This window comes from Sphingomonas naasensis (genome assembly GCF_004792695.1).
GTDB lineage: Bacteria > Pseudomonadota > Alphaproteobacteria > Sphingomonadales > Sphingomonadaceae > Sphingomonas > Sphingomonas naasensis.
The window spans coordinates 139,932-162,191 of sequence record NZ_SRXU01000002.1; the positions used below are offsets into that span (position 1 = coordinate 139,932).

The following is a 22,260-nucleotide window of genomic DNA, read 5'->3' on the forward strand; positions in this document are numbered from 1 at the left end:
CGTGTTTGAGCGCGCGCCGACAAGCGCGCGACTCACTTATTTTTTCATGTGCCCGCCGTCGCCGGAGAGCGGCGGAGATTATTGCGCGAGCGGAACCGAGCCGTTGGCCGGCGCGGCGCTGTTCGCGGGAGCGGCACTGCCCCCTGCCGGCGCGGCTGCGTTGCCGATCGCGAGCGGGACAGCCGGGCCGGTCGTCGGCGCGGTCATCGGTGCGGCGGGCGCGCGCTGAAGCGTGGTGTCGATCGTCGTCGAGTGACGAGTCGCGGCGATCACCGCGAGCAGGATGCTCATCGTGATAAACAGAATCGCGAGGATCGCGGTCGAGCGGGTGAGGAAGTCCGCCGCGCCGCGCGCGGACATCAGGCCCGAGGGGCTGCCGCCCGAAGTGAGCCCGCCGCCTTCAGAGCGCTGCATGAGAATCACGGTCACGAGCAGTGCCGCGATGATGGCGTGGACGACGAGCAGAAAGGTGAACATTGAGACCGGACCTGTTGCGAAAGCGGCGACATAGGGGAGCCGGTGCCAGGGATCAACCTGCCTCGATTCCGGCCCGTCGCGGAGCGCGTGCGCCGCAGATGGACCCAAAGCGGTAACATTTCGCCAACGCACTGAAACCACTGGGCCCAAGCTGCGTTGTGTGAGAGCCCGGACAGAACCGGGAACGTAACGGATGAGGATGCCGTGAACGCGATGCCGGACCAGTCGCTGTCATCCTGGAAGAACACGCTGATCGATTATGTGCGCTCGGGCGAGCCCGATCTCACCAATCGCCAGATGGCGCTTCTGATGCTTGTGTATCTCGACCCGGGGCCCCATACGGTCCGCGGATTGGCGCGGGCGCTCAACGTGTCGAAGCCTGTAGTAACCCGTGCCTTGAATCGCCTGGGGACGCTCGGCTATCTGCGCCGCCAACGCGACGATACCGACAAACGCAACATCTTTGTTGCGCGTACCGCTGAAGGGGCAGATTTTCTTGCAGAGTTCGGGCATTTCCTCGCTGGCGACAACATCAGCCAGCCAGCCGCCCGCAGGGCCAACGCGTAAGCGCTTTTCGCTGAAGGGACGCTCCGCGACCTTCGATTCGCGGGTCGACGCGGTGCGCCGCGACCTCGCCGATGTGCGGCTCGCCGATCGGGTTTTCGCTCCGCATTATGCCGCGCCGATGCCGCGCACCCTCGCCGTCGCCACCGACCTTCGCCTGAGCGGCGCGGCCGATTCCGAAGTTCTCGCCACGCTCGCCGCCGGCGACCTGTTCGAAGTGCTCGAATTCGCCGGCGATCATGCCTGGGGCGTCGCGCCCGGCTCGGGGCTGGTCGGCTATATCGCCGCATCGGCGCTGGCGGACATGCAATGAGCATCCGCGTCTTCATCGACGGTGCCGTGGGCACCACCGGGCTCGAGATCCGCGAGCGGCTCGACGGCCGCGAAGGGATCGAGCAGATCATCCTCGCCGAGGCCGATCGCAAGGACCCGAAGAAGCGCGAGGACGCGCTCAATTCGGCCGATTTCGTCATCCTCTGCCTGCCCGACGACGCCGCGCGCGAGGCGGTGGAGATGATCCGCGCCAAGAAGGTGCGCGTGATCGACGCGTCGACTGCGCACCGCGTCGCGCCCGACTGGGTCTATGGCTTTGCCGAGCTCGAGCCGGGCCAGCTCAATGCGATCGCGGAGGCGCCGCGGGTGAGCAATCCGGGCTGCTATCCCACCGGCTTCCTCGCGCTGGTGCGTCCGCTGGTGCGCGCCGGGCTGGTGCCGCTCGACCATGTCTTCTCGGTCAATGCGGTCTCGGGCTATTCGGGCGGCGGCAAATCGATGATCGCCGAGTTCGAGGACCAGGATTCGGACGCCTTCACCGCGACTGCGTTCCGCAACTACGGCCTCGGCCTCGAGCACAAGCATGTGCCCGAGATGCAGAAGCACGCACGGATAGAGCATCCGCCGATCTTCCAGCCCGCGGTGGTGCGCACCTATCGCGGCATGGTGGTCGAGGTGCCCCTGCCGCTCCATACCTTCACGCGCCGCCCGTCGCTCGAGGCGATCGAGAACGCGCTGCGCGATGCCTATAAGGATTGCCCGCTGCTGCGCGTGCTTCCCGCCGATGCCGCGACGGTGTCGATCGAGGAGGACGCCGGGACCGACCGGCTGAGCGTGCGCGTGTTCGGCAATGCCGAGCGCGGCCAGGCGCGGCTGGTGGCGACGCTCGACAACCTCGGCAAGGGCGCGGCCGGCGCCGCGGTGCAGAACCTCAACATCATGGCCGGGTTCGATCCGATCGCGGGGCTGGTGCTCTAGCCGTCGGGAGGCTTGTTCGCGCAGAGGACGCAGAGAGGGTGTCCGATGCGCCGATCGCGGCGTTTGCATTCCGGGCGCCTCGAGCGACGCCGCTGACGCGGCGACGTCCTTTCTCCGCGCTCTCTGCGCCTCTGCGCGAACAGCCCTTGTCCGGAGCCTCTTCTCTTCTCCGGGCGATCGAAATGCCCGCTGCCGCTTGATCTTTGCCGCCCGTTGGTGTCTCGCGTTCGAAACCAGTCGACGAGAGGCAAAAGATGCATCAGCCCGTGGGCAAATTGCTGCTGTTCGGAGCAACCGGCGATCTCGCCCAGCGGATGCTGCTCCCCTCGCTCTATGCCCTGCACGCCGACGGGTTGCTGCCCGAGGGGCTGACGATCACCGGCACCGCGCGCTCCGACAAGGACGATCAATCCTATCGCGATTTCGCCCGTGCCGCGCTCGACGAATTCCTGCCGGCAGACCGCAAGGATGACAACGCTGTCGGAAGCTTTCTCGAGCGGCTCAACTACCAGTCGCTCGACGCCTCGCAGATCGACGGCTTCGCGGCGCTCAAGGACAAGCTCGGCGACATTTCGGGCGGCCTCGCCATCTTCCTGTCGACCGCGCCCTGGCTGTTCGGACCGACCATCGAGGGTCTCAAGAGCGCTGGCCTGACCGGCGACAATGTCCGGATCAGCCTCGAAAAGCCGCTGGGCAAGGACCTTCAGTCGAGCTGCGAGATCAACGATCTCGTCGCCGGCGCCTTTCCCGAGGACCGCACCTTCCGGATCGATCACTATCTCGGCAAGGAGACGGTGCAGAACATCCTCGCGCTGCGCTTCGGCAATTCGCTGTTCGAGCCGGTGTGGAACGCGCAGGGGATCGATCACGTCCAGATCACCGTCTCCGAGACGGTCGGGCTCGAGGGCCGCGCGGGCTTTTACGACGAGACCGGGGCGCTGCGCGACATGGTGCAGAACCACATGCTCCAGCTACTCGCGCTGATCGCGATGGAGCCCCCTGCCCGCTTCGACGGCACCGCGATCCGCGACGAGAAGGTCAAGGTGTTCCGCTCGTTGCGCAAGATCAGCGCGCAGGAGGCGCCCCAGCTGACCGTGACCGGCCAATATGGCGGCGGCGCGGTGAAGGGCGAGATCGTCCGCGACTATGCCAGCGACCTCGAAAAGCCGTCGAACACCGAGACCTTCGTCGCGATCAAGGCGCATGTCGACAATTGGCGCTGGCAGGGCGTGCCCTTCTATCTGCGCACCGGCAAAAGGCTGGGCGAGCGGCGCAGCGAGATCGTGATCCAGTTCAAGCCGGTGCCGCATTCGATCTTCGCCGATCGCGGGGGCATGCTCCAGCCCAACACGCTGGTGATCCGGCTGCAGCCGGAGGAATATGTCCGCCTGCTGGTGATGGCCAAGCAGCCCGGACTCGACCGCGAGGGCGTGCGCCTGCGCGAAGTGCCGCTCAACCTCAGCCTCGACACCGAATTCGCCGGCACCCGCCGCCGCATCGCCTATGAGCGGCTGCTGCTCGACCTGATCGAGGGCGATCCGACGCTGTTCGTCCGCCGCGACGAGGTCGAGGCGCAATGGACGTGGATCGACGCCATCCGCGCCGGCTGGGAGGCCAATGACCTGAAGCCCAAGCCCTATGCCTCGGGCAGCTGGGGCCCGTCCGCCGCGATCGCGCTCACCGAGCGCGACGGCGTGACGTGGAACGAGTGAATCCGATCCTCCCCCCGGTGGGGGAGGTGGCAGCGAAGCTGACGACGGGGTAGCGCGCCGCGGCCGCCTTGCCTGTGGAGAGCTACCCCTCCACCAGCTCCGCTGGTCCCCCTCCCCCTCCGGGGGAGGATTTGACTACCGCGACTTTCCAAGCGTTGCTTGCATACCCACCTAGGACATGAGGAAATTTACATGACGACCGAAATCGAATGGTGGGACTATGACGATGCCGACGAGATGGCCGCGGCCGTCGCCGGCGACGTCCAGTTCATCATCGAGAGCGCGATCGACGCGCGCGGCGCCGCAGTGATCGCGCTCGCCGGCGGCAAGACGCCGCTGCCGATCTACGAGAAGCTGGCCGCGGCCAAGCTCGACTGGAAGCGCGTGACGATCGTCCCCGGCGACGACCGGCTGGTGCCGCTCGGCGATCCGCTGTCGAACGTCACCGCGATTGGCAAGACCTTCATCCCGCGGGGCGCGCGGGTGATCCCGCTGATCAGCGCCACCGTCGCCGACTACAAGGCCGCGGGCCGCGCCGCGGACGCGATCCTGCAGGATCTGCATTGGCCGCTCGACCTGTGCCTGCTCGGCGTGGGCGGCGACGGGCATTGCGCGTCGATCTTCCCCGGCCCCGATTTCGACGAGGCGCTGAACGGCCCGAAGGAGCGCCGCGCGCTGGGCGTGATGCCCGATCCGCTGCCGCCCGAGGCGCCGGTCGCGCGGGTGACGCTGAGCCGCGCCGCGATCGTCTCGGCGCGCGCGCTGATGATCGCGGTCACCGGCCAGGCCAAGCGCGACGTGCTCGAGGCGGCGATCGAACAGGGCGCGTCGTCCGCTTACCCGGTCGGCCGCGTCCTCGCCGATGTCGAGCTGCCGGTGGATATCCACTGGGCGGCGTGAGGCCGCCGGTCACTGCGTTAGAGTTGCAAGGCTGAGAAGATGACCCTCCACTCCGAAATCGCCGCGGTCACCGATCGCGTGATCGCGCGCTCGAAAGCCGGGCGCGCCGCTTATCTCGACCTGATCCGCCGCGAGCGCGAATCGGGCGCCGATCGCCCCAGGCTCGGCTGCGCCAATCTCGCGCACGCCTATGCCGGCACCGACGAGCAGCGCGATCTGCTGACCCCGGCGAACCGGATGAACATCGGCATCGTCACTTCGTACAACGACATGCTCTCGGCGCATGCGGTCTATTATCGCTATCCCGAGCAGATGAAGGTCTGGGCGCTCGAGGCGGGTGCTACCGCGCAGGTGGCGGGCGGCGTGCCGGCGATGTGCGACGGCGTGACGCAGGGCTATCAGGGCATGGAGCTGTCGCTGTTCAGCCGCGACACGATCGCGCTGTCTACCGGCATCGCGCTGTCGCACCGGGTGTTCGAGGGCGCGGCGTTGCTCGGCATCTGCGACAAGATCGTCCCCGGGCTGCTGATCGGGGCGCTGCGCTTCGGCCATCTGCCGATGGTGATGATTCCGGGCGGGCCGATGCGCTCTGGGCTGCCCAACAAGGAGAAGGCCGCGGTCCGCGAGCGCTATGCCGAGGGCAAGGTCGGCCGCGACGAGCTGCTCGCCGCCGAGATCGCCGCCTATCATTCGAAGGGCACCTGCACCTTCTACGGCACCGCCAATTCGAACCAGATGATGATGGAGGCGATGGGACTCCACATGCCCGGCGCGGCCTTCGCCAATCCGGGCACGAAGCTGCGCCAGGAGCTGACCCGCGCGGCGGTCCACCGGCTCGCCGAGATCGGCTGGAACGGCAATGACTACAGGCCCATCGGCCATGTCGTCGACGAGAAGGCGATCGTGAACGCAGCGATCGTGCTGCTCGCCACTGGCGGCTCGACCAACCATCTTATCCACGTCCCCGCCTTTGCCCGCGCGGCGGGGATCCTGATCGACTGGGACGATTTCGACCGGCTGTCGCGCACCGTGCCGCTGCTCACCCGCGTCTATCCCAATGGCTCGGCCGATGTGAACGGCTTCGAGGACGCCGGCGGACCGAGCTTCGTGATCCGCGAGCTGCTGCGCGGCGGACTGATGCACGGCGACACGGTGACGGTCGCGAAGGACGGCATGGCCGCCTATGGCCGCAAGCCCGATATCGCGGACGAGGCGCTGGTCTGGCACGACCACCCCGAGAAGAGCGGCGACGAGACCATCGTTCGCACGATCGACGCGCCCTTCTCGCCCGAGGGCGGCTTCCGCATCCTCAAGGGCAATCTCGGCCGCGCCTGCATCAAGGTCTCGGCGGTCGAGCGCGACCGCTGGACGATCGAGGCGCCGTGCCGCGTCTTCGCCGACCAGGCCGAGGTGCAGGAAGCGTTCAAGGCGGGCGAGCTCGACCGCGACATCGTCGTCGTCGTCCGTTTCCAAGGCCCCAAGGCGAACGGCATGCCCGAGCTGCACAAGCTGACCCCGCCGCTGGGCGTGCTGCAGAATCGCGGCTTCCGGGTGGCGCTGGTCACCGACGGGCGCATGTCCGGCGCGTCGGGCAAGGTCCCCTGCGCGATCCATTTGTCGCCCGAGGCGCTCGGCGGCGGACCGATCGGCAAACTGCGCGACGGCGATATCGTGCGCGTCTGCGCGGAGGAAGGCGTTCTTCAGGCACTGGTCGATCCGGCAGAATGGGCGGAACGCGAGCAGTGCGAAGCGCCGCCGCCGGCGATCGGCACCGGTCGCGAGCTGTTCGCGATGATGCGCCACCACGCGAGCGAGGCCGAAATGGGCGGCTCGGCAATGCTGGCCGAGGCCGGACTCTAAGCCCGGCTTTACATCCGCGCCGCCAGCGCAGAGAAGGGCGGCGCACCGTCTGCCAACGTTGACAGGCCGATGGGCACGGGAGGCTCAGGGAGAAGGCATGGAAGTCGTCGCGGTCGATATCGGAGGCACGCACGCCCGCTTTGCGATTGCGGAAGTGGCGGAGGGACGCGTCGTCTCCATGGCCGAGCCGGTGACGCAGAAGGTCGCCGAGCATCCCAGCCTCCAGCTCGCCTGGCAGGCATTCGGCGAGACGCTCGGGCGCCCGCTCCCCAAGGCGGCAGCGATCGCGGTCGCTTCGCCGGTGGGCGGCGAGATCATCAAGCTCACCAACAATCCGTGGATCATCCGCCCCGCGCTGATCCCCGAGCGGCTCGGCGCCGGCACCTGGACCGTGGTCAATGACTTCGCCGCGATCGGCCACGCGGTCGCGCAGCTCGACGATGGCGATTTCCTCCACCTTTGCGGCCCCGAGACGCCGCTGCCGGCGCGTGGATCGATCACCGTCTGCGGCCCCGGCACCGGGCTCGGCGTGGCGCAGGTGTTCCGCCACAAGGGCGGCTACGACATCATCGCGACCGAGGGCGGGCATGTCGATTTCGCGCCGCTCGATCCGATCGAGGACGCCTTCGTCAAAAGGCTGCGCCGCGAGTATAACCGCGTCTCGACCGAGCGGATCGTCGCCGGCCCCGCGATCGTGGCGATCTACGAGACGCTTGCCGAGCTCGAGAAGCGTCCCGTCTCGCGCCTCGACGACAAGAAGATCTGGGCTATGGCGTTCGAAGGGACCGACAGCCTCGCCGTGGCAGCGCTCGATCGCTTCTGCCTGAGCCTCGGCGCGGTCGCCGGCGACCTCGCGCTGACCCATGGCCCGACCGGCGTGGTGATCGCCGGCGGTCTGGGGTTGCGACTCAAGGACCATTTGCTGCAATCGGGCTTCGGCGAGCGTTTCGTCGCCAAGGGCCGGTTCCGGAACCTGATGGCGTTGATCCCCGTCAAGCTGATCACGCACCCGCAGCCCGGCCTCTACGGCGCTGCGGCCGCCTTCGCCCAGGAGCACGCACTTTGACGACGACGATTGCCGATATCATGCGCACCAGCCCGGTGATCCCGGTGCTAGTGATCGACGATGCCGCCCACGCCCGCCCGCTCGCCGAGGCGCTGGTGAAAGGCGGGCTGCGCGTGCTCGAAGTGACGCTGCGCACCCCCGCGGCGATCGAGGCGATCGCCGAGATGAAGAAAGTCGCGGGCGCGATCGTCGGCGCGGGCACCGTGGTCAACACCGACCAGTTCGAGCAGGTGATGAAGGCCGATGCCGAATTCATCGTCTCGCCCGGCCTGACCGAACGGCTCGGCGACGCGATCGTGCGCAGCGGCGTGCCCTATCTGCCCGGCGTCGCCAATGCCGGCGACATCATGCGCGGGCTCGACCTCGGGCTGACCCATTTCAAATTCTTCCCCGCCGAGACTTCGGGCGGGCTGAAGGCGCTCAAGGCGCTCGCCGCGCCCTTCTATCAGGCGCGCTTCTGCCCGACCGGCGGCGTCAGCCTCGCGACCGCGCCCGACTGGCTCGGCTTCGATCCGGTGCTCTGCGTCGGCGGCAGCTGGATCACGCCCAAGGGCGCGAGCCTCGATCAGGTCGAGACGCTGGCGCGCGAGGCGGCGGGGCTGAAGGGTTAGCTCCTTCTCCCCTTGTGGGAGAAGGAAGGGGCCCGCTCGCGAAGCGAGTGGGAAGGATGAGGGGGACTGAGACTCACTCCCCCTCACCCTTCCGCCGACTTCGTCGGCTCCCTCCCTCTCCCACAGGGGGAGAGGGATTAGAGATTTACATCTCCCCCCGTGCCCGCCGCAGCGCATACCATTTCTGGACATTGGCATTGTGCTGCTCGAGCGTGTCGGCGAACACGTGGCCGCCGCTGCCATCGGCGACGAAGTAGAGCGCCGAGGACTGCGCCGGATCGAGCACCGCATCGATCGATTCGCGGCCCGGATTGGCGATCGGTCCCACCGGCAGCCCGACCATCGCATAAGTGTTGTACTGGTTCACCGCGCGCACTTCCGACTGAAGGATGCGCCGGCCGAGCGGTTTGCCCCTGGTGATCGGGTAGATGATCGTCGGATCGGCCTGCAGCATCATGCTCTGGCGAAGCCGATTCGAATAGACCGCGGCGACCATTCGCCGCTCCTCGGGCTTGCCGGTCTCCTTCTCGACGATCGAGGCGAGCGTCAGCGCCTGCGCCGGAGTCGAAACGGCGATGCCGGGCTTGCGCCGCGCCCAGGCGCCGGCGAGATAATCGGCCATCGCCTGCTGCATCCGCGCGAGCACCGCCGCGCGGGTCTCGCCGCGATTATAGGCATAGGTGTCGGGCAGCACGCTGCCTTCGGCCGGCACTGCGATCTCGCCGCCCAGCCCATCGGCCTTCAGCAGCGCCTCGTAGACGAGGATCGAGGGCACGCCCTCGGCGACGGTGATCTTGCGCTGGAGCGTCTTGCCACCCTGCAGATCCTTGAGAATGTCCGACTGGCTCTGGCGCGCGAGCAGGCGATATTCGCCGGCCTTGATCGGCGCGCCGCCGCCAAAGACCTTCGACAGCAGCACGAATTGACGCGCCGAGCGGATCGCGCCGGCTTTCTGCAATTCGGTCGCCGCGCCGCTGAGCGTGGCGCCCTGCGGGACCAGCACGGTGGCGTTGACGCGCGCCGGGCCGCTGCCTGCCCAGAGCTGGAGCACCGCCAGCCCCGCCGCCGCTACCACGAGCAGGGCGACGAGGATGGCGCAGCCGCCGGCCCGGCGGCGCGGCTTCGGTCTGTCAGACAGCCTTCATCACCAGGCTGGCATTGGTGCCGCCGAAGCCGAAGCTGTTGTTGAGCACCGCCTTGATCTTGCGCTGCTTCGCCTGGTGCGGGACCAGATCGACGCCCGCGCAATTATCGCTCGGATTGTCGAGGTTGAGCGTCGGCGGGGCGACCTGATCGCGCATCGCGAGGATGCAGAAGATCGATTCGACCGCACCGGCGCCGCCGAGCAGATGCCCGATCGCCGACTTGGTCGAGCTCATCGACAGCGTGCCGATCGCGTTGCCGAACAGACGGCGGACGCCGCCGAGCTCGAGCTCGTCGCCGAGCGGAGTCGAGGTGCCGTGCGCGTTGATGTAATCGATGTCGCCGAAGTCGAGGCCCGACTTCTTCATCGCCATCTGCATCGAGCGATAGGCGCCCGAGCCTTCGGGATGCGGCGCGGTGACGTGATAGGCGTCGCCCGACAGGCCATAGCCGACGACTTCGGCGTAGATCTTGGCGCCGCGCTTCTTCGCGCGCTCATATTCCTCGAGCACGACAACGCCGGCGCCCTCGCCCATCACGAAGCCGTCGCGGTCCTGGTCCCAGGGGCGGCTCGCCCTGGTGGGATCGTCGCGGAAATTGGTCGACAGCGCGCGCGCCTGACCGAAGCCGGCAATGCCGATCGGGCAGATCGCGCCCTCGGCGCCGCCCGCGAGCATGATGTCGGCATCGTCCATCGCGATCATCCGCGCGGCGTCGCCGATCGAATGCGCGCCGGTCGAGCAGGCGGTGACCACGGCGTGGTTGGGGCCCATCAGGCCGTATTTGATCGAGACCTGACCCGAGATCAGATTGATCAGCCGGCCATGGACGAAATGCGGCGAGACGCGCTTGGGGCCCTTTTCGGCGAGCACCAGCGATTCGCTCTCGATGCCCGGAAGCCCGCCGATGCCGGCGCCGATCGAGCAGCCGGCGCGGAAACGCTCTTCCTCGGTCATGTCGAGCAGGCCGGCATCCTCGATCGCCTGGCCGGCGGCATCGATGCCGTAGACGATGAACGGATCGACCTGACGCTGGATCTTGTGATCGACGCGCTTGCCCGGATCGAAGCCATATTCGTGATCGGCCGGCTTCACCTCGCACGCATAGTTGCTGTGAAAATCGGTCGCGTCGAAGCGCGTGATCGTGGCCGCGCCGGACTTTGCGGCGACGATGTTCTTCCAGGCGGTCTCGACATCGGCACCCAGCGGGGTGACGAGCCCAAGGCCGGTTACGACTACGCGGCGCATGGCGTTCTCTCCGTCAATCTTCTCTCATCGGGACCAAATCCCCGAAAACGAAACGGCTCCCCGCCCTCTCTTGCGAGCCCGGACGGGAAGCCGCTATATGGCAGTGCCGGCCCATCCGGGCAGGGTCGCCGGAAGGGCGATCAGCCTTCCTGATGCTCGCTGATGTACGCCACGGCGTCACCGACCGTGGTGATCTTCTCGGCTGCGTCGTCGGGGATCTCGACGCCGAATTCTTCCTCGAAAGCCATGACCAGCTCGACGATGTCGAGGCTGTCCGCACCCAGATCGTCGATGAAGCTCGCTTCGGGCTTCACTTCGCCGGCATCGACGCCGAGATGGTCGACGACGAGCGCGGCAACGCGCTGGGTGATCTCTTCCTGGTTGGCCATAGTCCCTGTTTTCCTTTGTCTGGGGCTCTGAATTCCGTGTGAACGCACCTAGAATGCCGGGGGTGCGGTTGCAAGGGGGCACTCTCCCGGGCCGTACGGTTCACGCCTGCGAAAAGTCGAAGCTCGCATATTGGATCGTGCTGAGGAATGCGAAATATTCGGCGAGCAGTTCGGCATTTGCGCGGGTCTGCTTCGCCTCGTCGCTCACCGACGCCTTGATCAGTTCGCCGGTTTCGGCCGCGGTGAGCGCACGGTTGCGCGCCTCTTCGGGCAAGGCGAGGAAGCGATCCTCGAGCTCGGCGGCATCGAAGCCGCGCTCGCCGATCACGCGCTGGGCGACCGGCATGCCGACCTTGGCCAGTGTGTAGACCCGCGCCGCCTTGATCGCCGCCTCGGACCAGTTGTGCTCGAGCCCGCACGCCACCGCGGCGCTGGCAATGCTCCCGCCGACGGCGGGATCGTAGCTCGGCCGCTTGCCGCTCTCGGTCATGTTGCGCGAGACGTCGGCGTGCAGCTGCGCGACGGCGCCCTTGGCCATTTTTCCCGCGACGCAATCGATCGTCGCGAGATCGGCGGCATGCGCGGGTGCCGCGCAGACGAGCAGCGCGGCAGTTGCGAGGGTCCGCATATAGATACTCCAGCCCCGGGGCTCAGAGCATCGCCATCCCGCCGTTGACATGCAAGGTCTGGCCGGTGACATAGCCCGCTTCCTTGCTGGCGAGATACACCACAGCGGCGGCGATATCCTCGCCATTGCCGAGATCGCCCGCGGGAATGCGGCCGAGCAGCGCGGTCTTCTGCGCCTCGGGCAGCACATCGGTCATGGCGGAGCGGATGAAGCCCGGGGCGACGCAATTGACCGTGATGTTGCGGCTGGCGAGCTCCTGCGCCAGCGCCTTGGACATGCCGACCAGGCCGGCCTTCGACGCGGCGTAATTGGCCTGGCCCGGATTGCCGGTCGCGCCGACCACCGAGGTGATCGAGATCATCCGGCCGTAGCGCGCCTTCATCATCGGCTTGGCGGCGGCGCGCATCAGGCGGAACGCGGCCTCGAGATTGACGCGGATCACCTGATCCCATTCCTCGTCCTTCATCCGCATCGCCAGATTGTCGCGGGTGACGCCGGCATTGTTGACGAGGATGTCGAGCTTGCCGAGCGCCTCGACCGCCTGCGGCACCAGCGCGTCGACCGCGGCGGCATCGGACAGGTTGCAGGGCAACGCGACGTGATCGCCGCCGAGCCCGGCGCGGAAGGCCTCGAGCTTGTCGGCGTTCGAACCGGAAACCGCCAGCCGCGCCCCCTGCGCGGCGAGGCCCTTGGCGATCGCCGAACCGATCCCGCCCGAAGCGCCGGTGACGAGAGCGGTCATGCCAGTGAGGTCGAACATTCTAGAGCTCCGATAGATAAGAATTATTGGTTCACGCGGAGGCGCGGAGACGCGGAGGGGGAATAGTCGTTGACGATCCGCCTGAGCCCCTCCTTCAGCGTTGCGCCGCCGAAGTTGATCAGCAGCCCTACGGGCTGTTTGGTGAGACGCAAATAGGTCAGAAGTTGCTTACCGTGCGCCGGACTCAAGCGCTCGACCGATTTGATTTCCACCAGCAGGGACTCCTCGACGAGCAGGTCGATGCGGAAGGCGGCCTCGAAGCGCAGATCCTCGAACATGATATCGATGGGGAGCTGGCGCGCGACACGATAGCCCAAGGCCGCCAGCTTGCTGGCCAGAATAGCCTCATACACGCTTTCGAGCAGACCCGGCCCAAGATCGCGATGGAGCCGTAGCGCCACATCGACAACGTCGCCGCTGATCTGCTCGATATCCCGCAAGCTATTCTCCGCGTCTCCGCGCCTCCGCGTGAATCACTCTACTTCTTCAAAGTGTTTTCGCCAGCGCCTCGATGTCGTCCATGGTGACGAGGCTGGTGGGGGTGGCGTCGGGGGCGATGCGCTTGACCATGCCGGCGAGGACCTTGCCGCCGAATTCGACGAACTCGGTCACGCCCGCCGCCTGCATCGCCAGCACCGATTCCCGCCAGCGCACCATGCCGGTGACCTGCTCGACGAGCAGGGTGCGGATCGTCGCCGGGTCGCTCACCGGCGCGGCGGTGACATTGGCATAGACCGGGACCAGCGGCGCCTGGACGGCGACCGCGGCGAGCGCCGCTTCCATCGCATCCGCGGCGGGCTGCATCAGCGGGCAGTGGAACGGTGCCGAGACCGGCAGCAGCAGCGCGCGCTTGGCGCCCATTTCCTTGGCGAGCGGCAATGCGCGCTCGACGGCCTCGCGGTGGCCCGAGATCACCACCTGCGACGGATCATTGTCGTTGGCGACGGTGCACACCTGCCCTTGCGCCGCCGCGTCGGCGATCGCCTGCGCCTTGTCGAGATCGGCGCCGAGCAAAGCCGCCATCGCGCCGATCCCGACCGGCACCGCCGCCTGCATCGCGTCGCCGCGCGCGCGCAGCAGCCTGGCCGTGGTGGCGAGATCGCACGCGCCCGCGGCGCACAGCGCGGTATATTCGCCAAGGCTGTGGCCGGCGACGAAATCGGCCTTGTCGGCGAGGCGGATGCCGCCGTCCTTCTCGAGCACGCGGAGCACCGCGATGGCATTGGCCATGATCGCCGGCTGGGCATTGGAAGTGAGGGTGAGCTGGTCCTCGGGGCCCTCCGCCATCAGCTTCGACAGCTTCTGGCCGAGCGCCTCGTCGACCTCCTCGAACACTTCGCGCGCGTGCGGGCTGGCAGCGGCGAGCGCGGCGCCCATGCCGACGGCCTGGCTGCCCTGACCGGGGAAGATGAATGCGCGCATATGCCTCTCCTGCGAGTTCAGGCGGCGCGGATTAGAACCGTTGGGACATGCGGGCAAGCCCGTGCGGCCGCCGAAGCTAAACGAAGCGCGCGCGGTTGCGACAATTGGTGACCATTTCGCGCATCCGCCGGGACAGGGCTGCGACAACCACGCCCTAGATAGGTCTCAACGCCGGAGACGGCGCGAACCTGAGGAGTAGAGACATGAAGAAGTTGATCCTTGGCCTGGTCGCCGCCTCGATCGCCGCCACCCCGGCCATGGCCGCCGCGCCGCAGCAGTATCGCGGCCATGACGCGCCGCACTATCAGTCGGAGCGCGACCACGGCCCGCAGCGCGGCCACGGCTATCAGAACGGCTATGGCTATCAGCGCCACGATTGGCAGCGCGGCCAGCGCTTCGACCGCCGCTACGCCCGCAACTACCGGCAGATCGATTACCGCCAGTATCGCGGCCTTCGCGCCCCGCCCCGCGGCTATCGCTACGTCCAGTCGGGCAACGACGCGGTGCTGGTCGGCATCACCAGCGGGATCATCGCCGCGGTGTTCGCCAACATGATCCGCTAAACCGCCGGCCTGTCACCGGCACACAGAGACGGCGGGGCTTCGGCTCCGCCGTTTTCGCGTCTCTTTTCGGGACCGGCATGGAAATATCGGGGGCTCGTGCGTTGACGGTCGTTAACCGTAACGAGCCGCGCGTGACCGATACCGATTCTGCCTTTCCGATCGCACTCATCAAGCGCCGGCGCGGCCGTGCCTGGCTGTGCGCCGCGCTTGCCAGCCTGCCGCTGGTCGGTGCGGCACCGATCCTCGGCATCGCGCAGGCGTCGCGACAGGCCCCCGCCCTCGCGCCTGCCGCGCCCGTCGGCGCGCCCGCGTCGGCCATCGACAGACCGGCGACGATCACGCTCGGCGCGTTGATCGAGGAGCAACGCCGCGAACGCGCCCGGCGCCGGGCGACGGGCGAAGCAGAACAGAAGGTTGCGGATCTGCCGCCGGACGAAGGCTGGCAGGCGCAGCTCGGCGCGTTCAGCTCCCCCGAGGCCGCCGAACGCCAGCGCGCGCGACTGATCGAGGCGGGCGTACCGGTGGTGGTCGAGCAGACGGGGGCGCTACATCGGCTACAGAGTCGGCCTGCCCCGCGCGGCGACACCGAAGGCATTTGCGCGCGCGCGCAAGCGAGCGGGATCGACTGCTTCGTGCGGCAGGCCGAAGACAGCATCTAGCGTTCGGTGCTCCTGCGAAAGCAGGAGCCCAGGGCCAAAAGCGATTCCCTCCGCTGCTCTAGGCTCCTGCTTTGCAGGAGCACCGGCCTGGCGCGATCTACCAGACGGCGCTTGCTTTTCCGGCGCTTTGCCCGCATAGGCCGCGCAGCCGGGGTGGAGACGCGTTCTCCGCCCCTGCCTGCTTTGAGACGACAGCCGGAGGGGCGACCGCATGGGGCGGCGCCAGCGATCGGCCAACAGGAAGAGAATATATGGCTCTTTACGAGCATGTGTTCCTTGCGCGCCAGGATCTGGCACAGGCGCAAGTGGACGCTCTGGCGGAAGCCGCCACCAAGATCGTCGAGGATAATCAGGGCAAGGTCGTCAAGACCGAGACCTGGGGTCTTCGTTCGCTCGCCTATCGCATCGCCAAGAACCGCAAGGCGCATTATGTGATGCTCGAGATCGACGCCCCCGCCGGTGTCGTCGCCGAGCTCGAGCGCCAGACGCAGATCAACGAGGACGTGATCCGCTACATGACCGTCAAGGTCGACGAGCTGGAGCAGGGCCCGACCGTGATGATGCGCAAGGGTCAGGACCGCGAGCGCGGCCGTGGTCGTCGCGATCGCGACGAGGCCGGCAGCACCGGTTTCGGCGGCGAATAAGGGAGAAATAGACCATGGCACGCCCGTTTTTCCGCCGCCGCAAGAGCTGCCCCTTCTCCGCGAAGGACGCTCCCCGGATCGATTACAAGGACGTTCGTCTGCTGCAGGGCTTCGTGTCCGAGCGCGGCAAGATCGTCCCGTCGCGCATCACCTCGGTGAGCGCCAAGAAGCAGCGCGAGCTGGCCCAGGCCATCAAGCGCGCCCGTCACCTGGGCCTGCTGCCCTACATCGTTAAGTAAGGAGCGCCAGAATGGACGTCATTCTGCTGGAACGCGTCGAGAAGCTCGGCGCCATCGGCGACGTGGTGAAGGTCAAGGACGGCTTCGCCCGCAACTATCTGCTGCCGCGCAAGAAGGCGCTGCGCGCCAATGAGGCCAACAAGAAGGTCTTCGAGGCGAACCGCGCCCGCATCGAGTCGGAGAACGCGTCGCGTCGTTCCGACGCCGAGAAGGAAGCCGGCAGCTTCAACGACGTGTCGGTCACGCTGATCCGTCAGGCCTCGAACACCGGCCAGCTCTACGGCTCGGTCGCGGTGCGCGATCTGGTCGAGGCGCTCGTCGCCGATGGCCACAAGGTCACCAAGAGCCAGGTCGTTCTCGACCGTCCGATCAAGGCGATCGGTGTGTACGAGATCCGCGTCGCGCTGCACCCCGAGGTGTCGGTGGCCGTCAAGGTCAACGTCGCCCGCTCGCCGGAAGAGGCCGAGATGCAGTCGCAGGGCGTCGACGTGATGGCGGCGATGTTCGAGAAGGACGAGACCGGCTTCGTCGAGGACTATGATCCCAACGCCGAGCCGGGCGCGACCGCCGAAGCCCGCGAAGAGCAGGCCGAGGGCGAGAACGCCGAGGGTTGAGGCCTTCGCTTCGACAGAAAAATGGGCCGCCCCGGATCATCCGGGGCGGCCTTTTTCTTGGCGGGACGACAAGCGGGCAAGAAAAGGCTCGCCAGGCAGAGCAAGGCGAGCCGAAGTGGGGATCAGGGGGACTTGCTACGCGATCGTCGTTACGGACACGAAACACAGGCGCCGATCACCGCTGCGAGCGGTATCAGCGCGAGTACGAGGGGCATCAACTTCGTCATGGGCGAAATAGCCTTGTCGACTGGTTCAAGCAGCAAAACGAGCCGCAATCGACTTGGTTGCAGCCGAATAAACGATCCGTTCGGCCAGCGTTCATCGAAAGGCGGTGCATGACGGCGCGCGCATGCTGACCGCCGCCCTGCCCTTCGCGCTTCTGCTCGCCGCCCCGCCCGTCGCGCTCGAGCGCGACATCGTCGCCGAGCTCAATTTCGCACGCACCAGCCCCGCCCGTTACGCCGCGCGCCTGCGCGACTATCGCCGCTATTTCCGCGGCAAGATCGTGCGCTATCCGGGGCGACCCGACGGATTGCGCACCACCGAGGGCGTGGCGGCGGTCGACGAGGCGATCGGCTTTCTCGAGCGTCAGACCCCGACCGGCGCGCTGACCCCGGCCCCATTGCTCGCGCGCGCCGCGGGCGATCACGTCGCCGAGCAGGGCCCGATCGGCGCGACGGGACATTATTCGCGCAACGGCGACGACCCGCGCGATCGCGTCCGGCGGCGCGGCGGCGGCGGCTATGTCGCGGAGACGATCACCTATGGGCCGCCCTCGGCCGCCGAGGTCGTGCGCCAGCTGATCGTCGACGACGCGGTTCCCGGCCGCGGGCATCGCCGCACGGTCTTCGCTGCCGAGATGCGCTTCGTCGGCGTGCGCTGCGGGCCGCACAAGACCTATCGGATGATGTGCGTGGCCGAGTTCGCGCGCAATCCCGATGGCCGCCATTGAGCCCGCCTCACGGTTAATTCCGGAGTATCCGGCTGCATTATCACAGGGTTAGGGTCACCGCAGTCACCATCGACGACCGCCGGGCAAAGGGCGCGTCGGCGTTCCGGGGGGAACCAGTTCCATGCGTATCGGACGTGGCGTCGCCGTCCTTCTCGCCGCCTGCTCCTCGCTGCCGATCGCCGCGGCCGACAGCGGCCCGCGCGGACGCCCGCTCGAGGCGCAGGTGCTCGACCGGATCAACGAGGCGCGCCAGCATCCGCGCGCCTATGCCGATGCGCTGCGCGAATATCGCCGCTATTTCGAAGGCGACATCCTCTATCTGCCGGGCGACGCCAATGGCGTCTACACCCGCGAAGGCGTGGCGGCGGTCGACGAGGCGATCGACTTTCTCGAGCGCCAGGCCCCGCTGCCGCCGCTCGACCGCGGCGACCTTCTCGCGCTCGCCGCGCAGGATCACGCCGACGATCAGGGCGCAATGGGCGCTACCGGGCATCGCTCGGGCGACGGCGCCGGCCCCGGCGAGCGGGTGCGCCGCCGCGGCGGCGACATCTTCGTCGGCGAGAGCATCTCCTACGGCATGGCCGATGCCGATGCCGTGGTGCGTCAATTGATCGTCGACGACGGTGTGCCCGGCCGCGGCCATCGCGCCCTGTTGTTCAAGGGCGACTTCCGCTTCGCCGGCGTGGGTTGCGGCGGGCATCGCCGCTATGGCGCGATGTGCGTGGTCGATCTCGCCGCGACCGCCGACGGCAAGCCCGCGCTGACTCGCTGGGCAGGCAGCGCGGCACCAGCGAACGCGCCGGTTCGGGCCCGCGCGCGCTGATCGCGCGCGCGGCCGCAGCTCACTGGGCGGAACTCATCCCACCGCCGTTGCTCTGACGGTCACGGAAATTCTCCGCCTGCTTCTGATTCTCGGCATTGAACCGCGCCCATTCGGCCTTGGTCATGCACTTGCGCTTCGCCATGATGCTGCCGGTCGGCGTCAGCGCCCGGCAGATCTTCTTTTCCTTGACCGGTTCGGCAGCGGCAGGCTGCGCTTCCTGCGCGAGGCTGGCGGTTCCGGTAACGAGCAAGGCGACAGCAGAAAGCATAGGCAACAACATCGACGCATCCCATTTGTTTAAAGGTTACAAGCCGACGTCCCAACGTCGGCGATCGGCAGTCTAGAATCCAAGCGCGCGCGTATCGACCGCGCGATTGCGGCTATCCTTGAGCATGTCGGCATGGCGCTCATTCTGATCGTTGAAGCGCGCCCATTCGGTCTTGGTCAGGCAGATCCGCTTGGACATGATCGTTCCGGTTGGCACTACCGAACGACAGATCTTCTTCTCCTTGGCCGGCGGCGGAGTCTGCGGCTGCCCGGCGTCCTGGGCGAACGCGCTGCCCGAAAGACAAACGAAAACCATCATCGCCAAGCCGCGGCTCAACATCACGCCCATCCCCCGATTATGAAGCAAGCTTCATAACATGTTGTATTGGCCGCGCATAGCACACGGCCCCTCGCTATTCACGGCCAAGCTATGCCGGGACGTTATGTCTGTACTGTGTCTATTTGCGCCCGAACAACTTCTCGATGTCGCCGTGCGCGAGCTTCACCCAGGTGGGGCGGCCATGGTTGCATTGCCCCGAATGCGGCGTGACTTCCATCTCGCGGAGCAGCGCGTTCATCTCGGTCACCGACAGGATACGCCCCGCGCGCACCGAGCCGTGACAGGCCATGGTGGCGGCTACGTGATCGAGCCGCTCCTTGAGCGACAGCGCCTCGTCGAAGCTGGCCAGCTCATCGGCGAGATCGGTAACGAGGCCATGGACGTCGCCCTGCCCCAGCGCCGCGGGCGTGGCGCGGACCAGCATCGCGCGCGGGCCGAAGCGCTCGAGCTCGAGCCCGAACTGGGCGAGCTCGGCGATGCGCGCCTCGAGCCGGTCGCAACCCGGCTCGTCGAGCTCGACGACTTCGGGGAGCAGCAGCGCCTGGCTGGCGACGCCGCCATTGGACATCGCCCGGCGCATCCGCTCGAGCACGAGCCGCTCGTGCGCGGCATGCTGGTCGACGAGGACGAGGCCGTCCTCGGCCTCGGCGACGATATAGGTCTTGGCGACCTGGCCGCGGGCGACCCCGAGAGGATGGCTGACCGTTTCGGGGACGGGCGCATAAGCGGGCTCCGCACGGGCCTGCGGCGGCGGCGAGAAGAAGCCGGCACGGCGATCGTGGAGCGCCACACCCGAATAGTGCCGCAGCGCTTCCCCTTCGGCGGTGGCGCCGTGGTGCGGCTGCGCCCCGAACCATGCGTTCGGCGCGGGATCCTGCGCGCCGAAAGAAGCAGACGGGCTTCCAGAGGTCCACATCCCCAGCGCCGCCTCGCTCGGCCGCTGGACGCTGCGATGGCCGGCCTCGTCGAGCGCGCGGCGCAACCCGCTGACGATCATCCCGCGGACCAGCGCGGGATCGCGGAAGCGCACTTCGGTCTTGGCCGGGTGGACGTTGACGTCGACCTGATCGGGCGGGATCTCGAGGAACAGCGCGACCACCGGGTGGCGATCGCGCGCGAGCATCTCGGCATAGGCGCCGCGCACCGCGCCGACGAGCAGCCGGTCCTTCACCGGGCGGCCGTTGACGAACAAATACTGGTGATCGGCGACGCCGCGATTGAAGGTCGGCAGCCCGGCGACCCCGCCCAGCACCAGGCTCTCGCGCTGGAAGTCGATCGCCACACTGTTGTCGGCGAGATCGCGATCGGTGAGCCCGGCGACGCGCTCGGGCCGGCTCTCGCCGCCCTGCACCGAGAGCACGCGCCGCCCGTCATGCTCGACCGAGAAGGCGATGTCGGGCCGCGCCATCGCCAGCCGCTTCACCACGTCGAGGCTGGCGCCATATTCGGCGCGCGCCGAGCGCAGGAACTTGCGCCGCGCCGGCACCCGCGCGAACAATTGCTCGACGCGGACGCGCGTTCCGGGCGGCAGCGCGGCGGGCCCTTCGGCGACCACCGCGCCATTGTCGACGGTGCGCGACCAGCCATCGGCGCCGCGCACCCGGCTCTCGATCGTCAGCCGCGCGACGCTGGCGATCGACGGCAACGCTTCGCCGCGAAAACCGAGCGTCTCGACTGCCTCGATCGCGTCGTCCGGAAGCTTGGAGGTGGCGTGGCGCTCGAGCGCGAGCGCCATTTCGGCCGGCGCCATGCCGCAGCCGTCATCGCTCACTTCGATGAGATCGGTGCCCCCGGCGGCGAGACGGACGGCGATCCGGGCGGCGCCGGCGTCGATGGCGTTTTCGACCAGTTCCTTCAGCGCGCTGGCGGGGCGTTCGACCACTTCGCCGGCTGCAATTCGGTTGACAAGATGCTCAGGGAGACGGCGTATTGACATGGCAGTCTGTCTAGCCCAACGGGCGGCATCCCGCGACCCGCAAGCGCATGCACCGAGACGGATTTTTCAGTCCGCCCCGGAAGGGTCCGGACTAAAATCTGGTGCGAACAGCCGACGGCGGGCGCCCGTGCGGCAGGACGGAACAACGAATGGCTTTTTCCCGCTTTTTCAAATTCATGTCCCACGACATGGCGATCGACCTGGGCACTGCGAACACTGTCGTCTATCTCCGCGGACGCGGCGTCGTCCTCAATGAGCCGTCGGTGGTGGCGGTCGAGACCCTGAACGGGGTCAAGCGAGTCAAGGCCGTCGGCGACGACGCCAAGCTGATGATGGGCAAGACCCCGGGCTCGATCGAGGCGATTCGACCGCTGCGCGACGGCGTGATCGCCGACATCGACGTCGCCGAGCAGATGATCAAGCACTTCATCCAGAAGGTCCATGGCCAGCGCCGCTTCATGCGCTGGCCGCAGATCGTGATCTGCGTGCCTTCGGGCTCGACTTCGGTCGAGCGCCGCGCGATCCGCGATGCCGCGTCGAACGCCGGCGCCTCGCAGGTCTGGCTGATCGAGGAGCCGATGGCCGCCGCGATCGGCGCCGACATGCCGGTGACCGAGCCGATCGGCTCGATGGTCGTCGACATCGGCGGCGGCACCACCGAAGTCGCGGTGCTCTCGCTGCGCGGCCTCGCCTACTCCACCTCGGTCCGCGTCGGCGGCGACAAGATGGACGAGGCGATCGTCTCGTACGTCCGCCGCAACCACAATCTGCTGATCGGCGAAGCCACTGCCGAGCGGATCAAGCAGGAAGTCGGCGTCGCCAAGCCGCCGGTCGACGGCATCGGCACGACGATCCACATCAAGGGCCGCGACCTCGTCAACGGCGTGCCCAAGGAGATCCAGATCAACCAGGGCCAGATCGCCGAGGCGCTCTCGGAACCGGTCGGCACGATCGTCGAGGGCGTGCGCATCGCGCTCGAGAACACCGCGCCCGAGCTGGCCGCCGACATCGTCGATCAGGGCATCGTCCTCACCGGCGGCGGCGCGTTGCTCCAGGGGCTCGACGAAGTGCTCCGCGACGAGACCGGCTTGCCCGTGACGGTGGCCGAGGATCCGCTGACCTGCGTGGCGCTCGGAACCGGGCGCGCGCTCGAGGATCCCGTGTTCCGCGGCGTGCTCATCCAGGTCTAAAGG

At 67.7% G+C, this 22,260-nt stretch carries 28 protein-coding genes; 17 read left to right on the plus strand and 11 right to left on the minus strand.

Annotated elements, in window-relative coordinates; all coding sequences use genetic code 11:
- Positions 1 to 78: 78 nt before the first annotated feature.
- The gene (secG, locus tag E5A74_RS05850) at positions 79 to 477 is read right to left on the minus strand and encodes a preprotein translocase subunit SecG (RefSeq protein ID WP_135983338.1); all 399 of its coding nucleotides are present in this window, start codon (positions 475 to 477) and stop codon (positions 79 to 81) included.
- A 213-nt stretch (positions 478 to 690) separates the two neighbouring features.
- Here secG and E5A74_RS05855 point away from each other — a divergent pair, with 213 nt between their 5' ends.
- From E5A74_RS05855 to eda, 8 genes are all read left to right on the plus strand, one after another.
- A complete protein-coding gene (locus tag E5A74_RS05855; RefSeq protein ID WP_029934098.1) occupies positions 691 to 1,044 on the plus strand; it encodes a MarR family transcriptional regulator in 354 nt (117 codons plus the stop codon).
- A 52-nt stretch (positions 1,045 to 1,096) separates the two neighbouring features.
- Positions 1,097 to 1,354 (plus strand): SH3 domain-containing protein, encoded by a 258-nt coding sequence (locus E5A74_RS05860; protein WP_135983339.1) that lies wholly within the window; start codon positions 1,097 to 1,099, stop codon positions 1,352 to 1,354.
- A complete protein-coding gene (gene argC, locus E5A74_RS05865) occupies positions 1,351 to 2,292 on the plus strand; it encodes an N-acetyl-gamma-glutamyl-phosphate reductase (RefSeq protein WP_135983340.1) in 942 nt (313 codons plus the stop codon). The genes E5A74_RS05860 and argC overlap by 4 nt, the downstream gene beginning before the upstream one ends.
- A 254-nt stretch (positions 2,293 to 2,546) precedes the next feature.
- Positions 2,547 to 4,004 (plus strand): glucose-6-phosphate dehydrogenase, encoded by a 1,458-nt coding sequence (gene zwf, locus E5A74_RS05870; RefSeq protein ID WP_135983341.1) that lies wholly within the window; start codon positions 2,547 to 2,549, stop codon positions 4,002 to 4,004.
- Between the two features lie 192 nt (positions 4,005 to 4,196).
- Positions 4,197 to 4,904 (plus strand): 6-phosphogluconolactonase, encoded by a 708-nt coding sequence (gene pgl / locus E5A74_RS05875; RefSeq protein WP_135983342.1) that lies wholly within the window; start codon positions 4,197 to 4,199, stop codon positions 4,902 to 4,904.
- Positions 4,905 to 4,943: 39 nt separating this feature from the next.
- Entirely contained in the window at positions 4,944 to 6,764 is a 1,821-nt protein-coding gene (gene edd / locus E5A74_RS05880; RefSeq protein WP_135983343.1) for a phosphogluconate dehydratase, read from the plus strand.
- A 97-nt stretch (positions 6,765 to 6,861) separates the two neighbouring features.
- Positions 6,862 to 7,830, plus strand: a complete 969-nt coding sequence (gene glk / locus E5A74_RS05885; RefSeq protein WP_135983344.1) for a glucokinase — start codon at positions 6,862 to 6,864, stop codon at positions 7,828 to 7,830.
- A 20-nt stretch (positions 7,831 to 7,850) separates the two neighbouring features.
- Positions 7,851 to 8,441 carry a bifunctional 4-hydroxy-2-oxoglutarate aldolase/2-dehydro-3-deoxy-phosphogluconate aldolase gene (eda, locus tag E5A74_RS05890; RefSeq protein ID WP_206365803.1) on the plus strand — a complete coding sequence of 197 codons (591 nt, stop codon included), beginning with the start codon at positions 7,851 to 7,853 and terminating at the stop codon, positions 8,439 to 8,441.
- A gap of 145 nt (positions 8,442 to 8,586) precedes the next feature.
- On the opposite strand, the gene mltG is transcribed toward eda, so the two are convergent.
- The 7 genes from mltG to fabD all read right to left on the minus strand — a co-directional run bounded on the left by mltG (position 8,587) and on the right by fabD (position 14,030).
- Positions 8,587 to 9,522 carry an endolytic transglycosylase MltG gene (gene mltG, locus E5A74_RS05895; protein WP_208411796.1) on the minus strand — a complete coding sequence of 312 codons (936 nt, stop codon included), beginning with the start codon at positions 9,520 to 9,522 and terminating at the stop codon, positions 8,587 to 8,589.
- A gap of 49 nt (positions 9,523 to 9,571) precedes the next feature.
- On the minus strand, positions 9,572 to 10,831 hold the full coding sequence (gene fabF / locus E5A74_RS05900) for a beta-ketoacyl-ACP synthase II (protein WP_135983347.1): 1,260 nt from the start codon (positions 10,829 to 10,831) through the stop codon (positions 9,572 to 9,574).
- 140 nt (positions 10,832 to 10,971) lie between these two features.
- Positions 10,972 to 11,220 carry an acyl carrier protein gene (locus E5A74_RS05905; RefSeq protein ID WP_135983348.1) on the minus strand — a complete coding sequence of 83 codons (249 nt, stop codon included), beginning with the start codon at positions 11,218 to 11,220 and terminating at the stop codon, positions 10,972 to 10,974.
- Between the two features lie 100 nt (positions 11,221 to 11,320).
- Positions 11,321 to 11,848 (minus strand): hypothetical protein, encoded by a 528-nt coding sequence (locus E5A74_RS05910; RefSeq protein WP_135983349.1) that lies wholly within the window; start codon positions 11,846 to 11,848, stop codon positions 11,321 to 11,323.
- A gap of 22 nt (positions 11,849 to 11,870) precedes the next feature.
- Positions 11,871 to 12,608 (minus strand): 3-oxoacyl-[acyl-carrier-protein] reductase, encoded by a 738-nt coding sequence (gene fabG / locus E5A74_RS05915; protein ID WP_135983350.1) that lies wholly within the window; start codon positions 12,606 to 12,608, stop codon positions 11,871 to 11,873.
- 23 nt (positions 12,609 to 12,631) lie between these two features.
- On the minus strand, positions 12,632 to 13,048 hold the full coding sequence (locus E5A74_RS05920; RefSeq protein ID WP_135983351.1) for a GxxExxY protein: 417 nt from the start codon (positions 13,046 to 13,048) through the stop codon (positions 12,632 to 12,634).
- Between the two features lie 46 nt (positions 13,049 to 13,094).
- Positions 13,095 to 14,030: an ACP S-malonyltransferase gene (gene fabD / locus E5A74_RS05925; RefSeq protein ID WP_135983352.1), complete on the minus strand. Its 936-nt coding sequence runs from the start codon at positions 14,028 to 14,030 to the stop codon at positions 13,095 to 13,097.
- A gap of 203 nt (positions 14,031 to 14,233) precedes the next feature.
- On the opposite strand from fabD, the gene E5A74_RS05930 reads away from it, so the two are divergent.
- The 7 genes from E5A74_RS05930 (at position 14,234) to E5A74_RS05960 (ending at position 18,524) form a co-directional block, all read left to right on the plus strand.
- On the plus strand, positions 14,234 to 14,593 hold the full coding sequence (locus E5A74_RS05930) for an RcnB family protein (protein WP_135983353.1): 360 nt from the start codon (positions 14,234 to 14,236) through the stop codon (positions 14,591 to 14,593).
- Between the two features lie 131 nt (positions 14,594 to 14,724).
- Positions 14,725 to 15,252 carry an SPOR domain-containing protein gene (locus tag E5A74_RS05935; protein ID WP_166745661.1) on the plus strand — a complete coding sequence of 176 codons (528 nt, stop codon included), beginning with the start codon at positions 14,725 to 14,727 and terminating at the stop codon, positions 15,250 to 15,252.
- Between the two features lie 251 nt (positions 15,253 to 15,503).
- Positions 15,504 to 15,896, plus strand: a complete 393-nt coding sequence (gene rpsF, locus E5A74_RS05940) for a 30S ribosomal protein S6 (RefSeq protein ID WP_135983355.1) — start codon at positions 15,504 to 15,506, stop codon at positions 15,894 to 15,896.
- Positions 15,897 to 15,910: 14 nt separating this feature from the next.
- Positions 15,911 to 16,135: a 30S ribosomal protein S18 gene (gene rpsR / locus E5A74_RS05945; RefSeq protein ID WP_010543816.1), complete on the plus strand. Its 225-nt coding sequence runs from the start codon at positions 15,911 to 15,913 to the stop codon at positions 16,133 to 16,135.
- Between the two features lie 11 nt (positions 16,136 to 16,146).
- Positions 16,147 to 16,749, plus strand: a complete 603-nt coding sequence (rplI, locus tag E5A74_RS05950) for a 50S ribosomal protein L9 (protein ID WP_135983356.1) — start codon at positions 16,147 to 16,149, stop codon at positions 16,747 to 16,749.
- A 349-nt stretch (positions 16,750 to 17,098) separates the two neighbouring features.
- The gene (locus E5A74_RS05955; protein WP_135983357.1) at positions 17,099 to 17,701 is read left to right on the plus strand and encodes a CAP domain-containing protein; all 603 of its coding nucleotides are present in this window, start codon (positions 17,099 to 17,101) and stop codon (positions 17,699 to 17,701) included.
- A 121-nt stretch (positions 17,702 to 17,822) separates the two neighbouring features.
- Positions 17,823 to 18,524 carry a CAP domain-containing protein gene (locus E5A74_RS05960; RefSeq protein WP_206365782.1) on the plus strand — a complete coding sequence of 234 codons (702 nt, stop codon included), beginning with the start codon at positions 17,823 to 17,825 and terminating at the stop codon, positions 18,522 to 18,524.
- 19 nt (positions 18,525 to 18,543) lie between these two features.
- Here E5A74_RS05960 and E5A74_RS05965 read toward each other — a convergent pair whose 3' ends face one another.
- Complete coding sequence (locus E5A74_RS05965; protein WP_166745662.1) at positions 18,544 to 18,774, minus strand: hypothetical protein; 231 nt, start codon at positions 18,772 to 18,774, stop codon at positions 18,544 to 18,546.
- Positions 18,775 to 18,864: 90 nt separating this feature from the next.
- The gene (locus E5A74_RS21355; protein WP_276469516.1) at positions 18,865 to 18,990 is read right to left on the minus strand and encodes a hypothetical protein; all 126 of its coding nucleotides are present in this window, start codon (positions 18,988 to 18,990) and stop codon (positions 18,865 to 18,867) included.
- Here E5A74_RS21355 and E5A74_RS20820 point away from each other — a divergent pair.
- Positions 18,989 to 19,153 (plus strand): hypothetical protein, encoded by a 165-nt coding sequence (locus E5A74_RS20820; protein ID WP_166745663.1) that lies wholly within the window; start codon positions 18,989 to 18,991, stop codon positions 19,151 to 19,153. The two genes, E5A74_RS21355 and E5A74_RS20820, sit on opposite strands and share 2 nt — an antisense overlap.
- Positions 19,154 to 19,249: 96 nt before the next feature.
- Here E5A74_RS20820 and mutL read toward each other — a convergent pair whose 3' ends face one another.
- The gene (gene mutL / locus E5A74_RS05970; RefSeq protein WP_135983359.1) at positions 19,250 to 21,067 is read right to left on the minus strand and encodes a DNA mismatch repair endonuclease MutL; all 1,818 of its coding nucleotides are present in this window, start codon (positions 21,065 to 21,067) and stop codon (positions 19,250 to 19,252) included.
- A 149-nt stretch (positions 21,068 to 21,216) separates the two neighbouring features.
- Here mutL and E5A74_RS05975 point away from each other — a divergent pair, with 149 nt between their 5' ends.
- Positions 21,217 to 22,257, plus strand: a complete 1,041-nt coding sequence (locus tag E5A74_RS05975) for a rod shape-determining protein (RefSeq protein ID WP_135983360.1) — start codon at positions 21,217 to 21,219, stop codon at positions 22,255 to 22,257.
- Positions 22,258 to 22,260 lie beyond the last annotated feature (3 nt).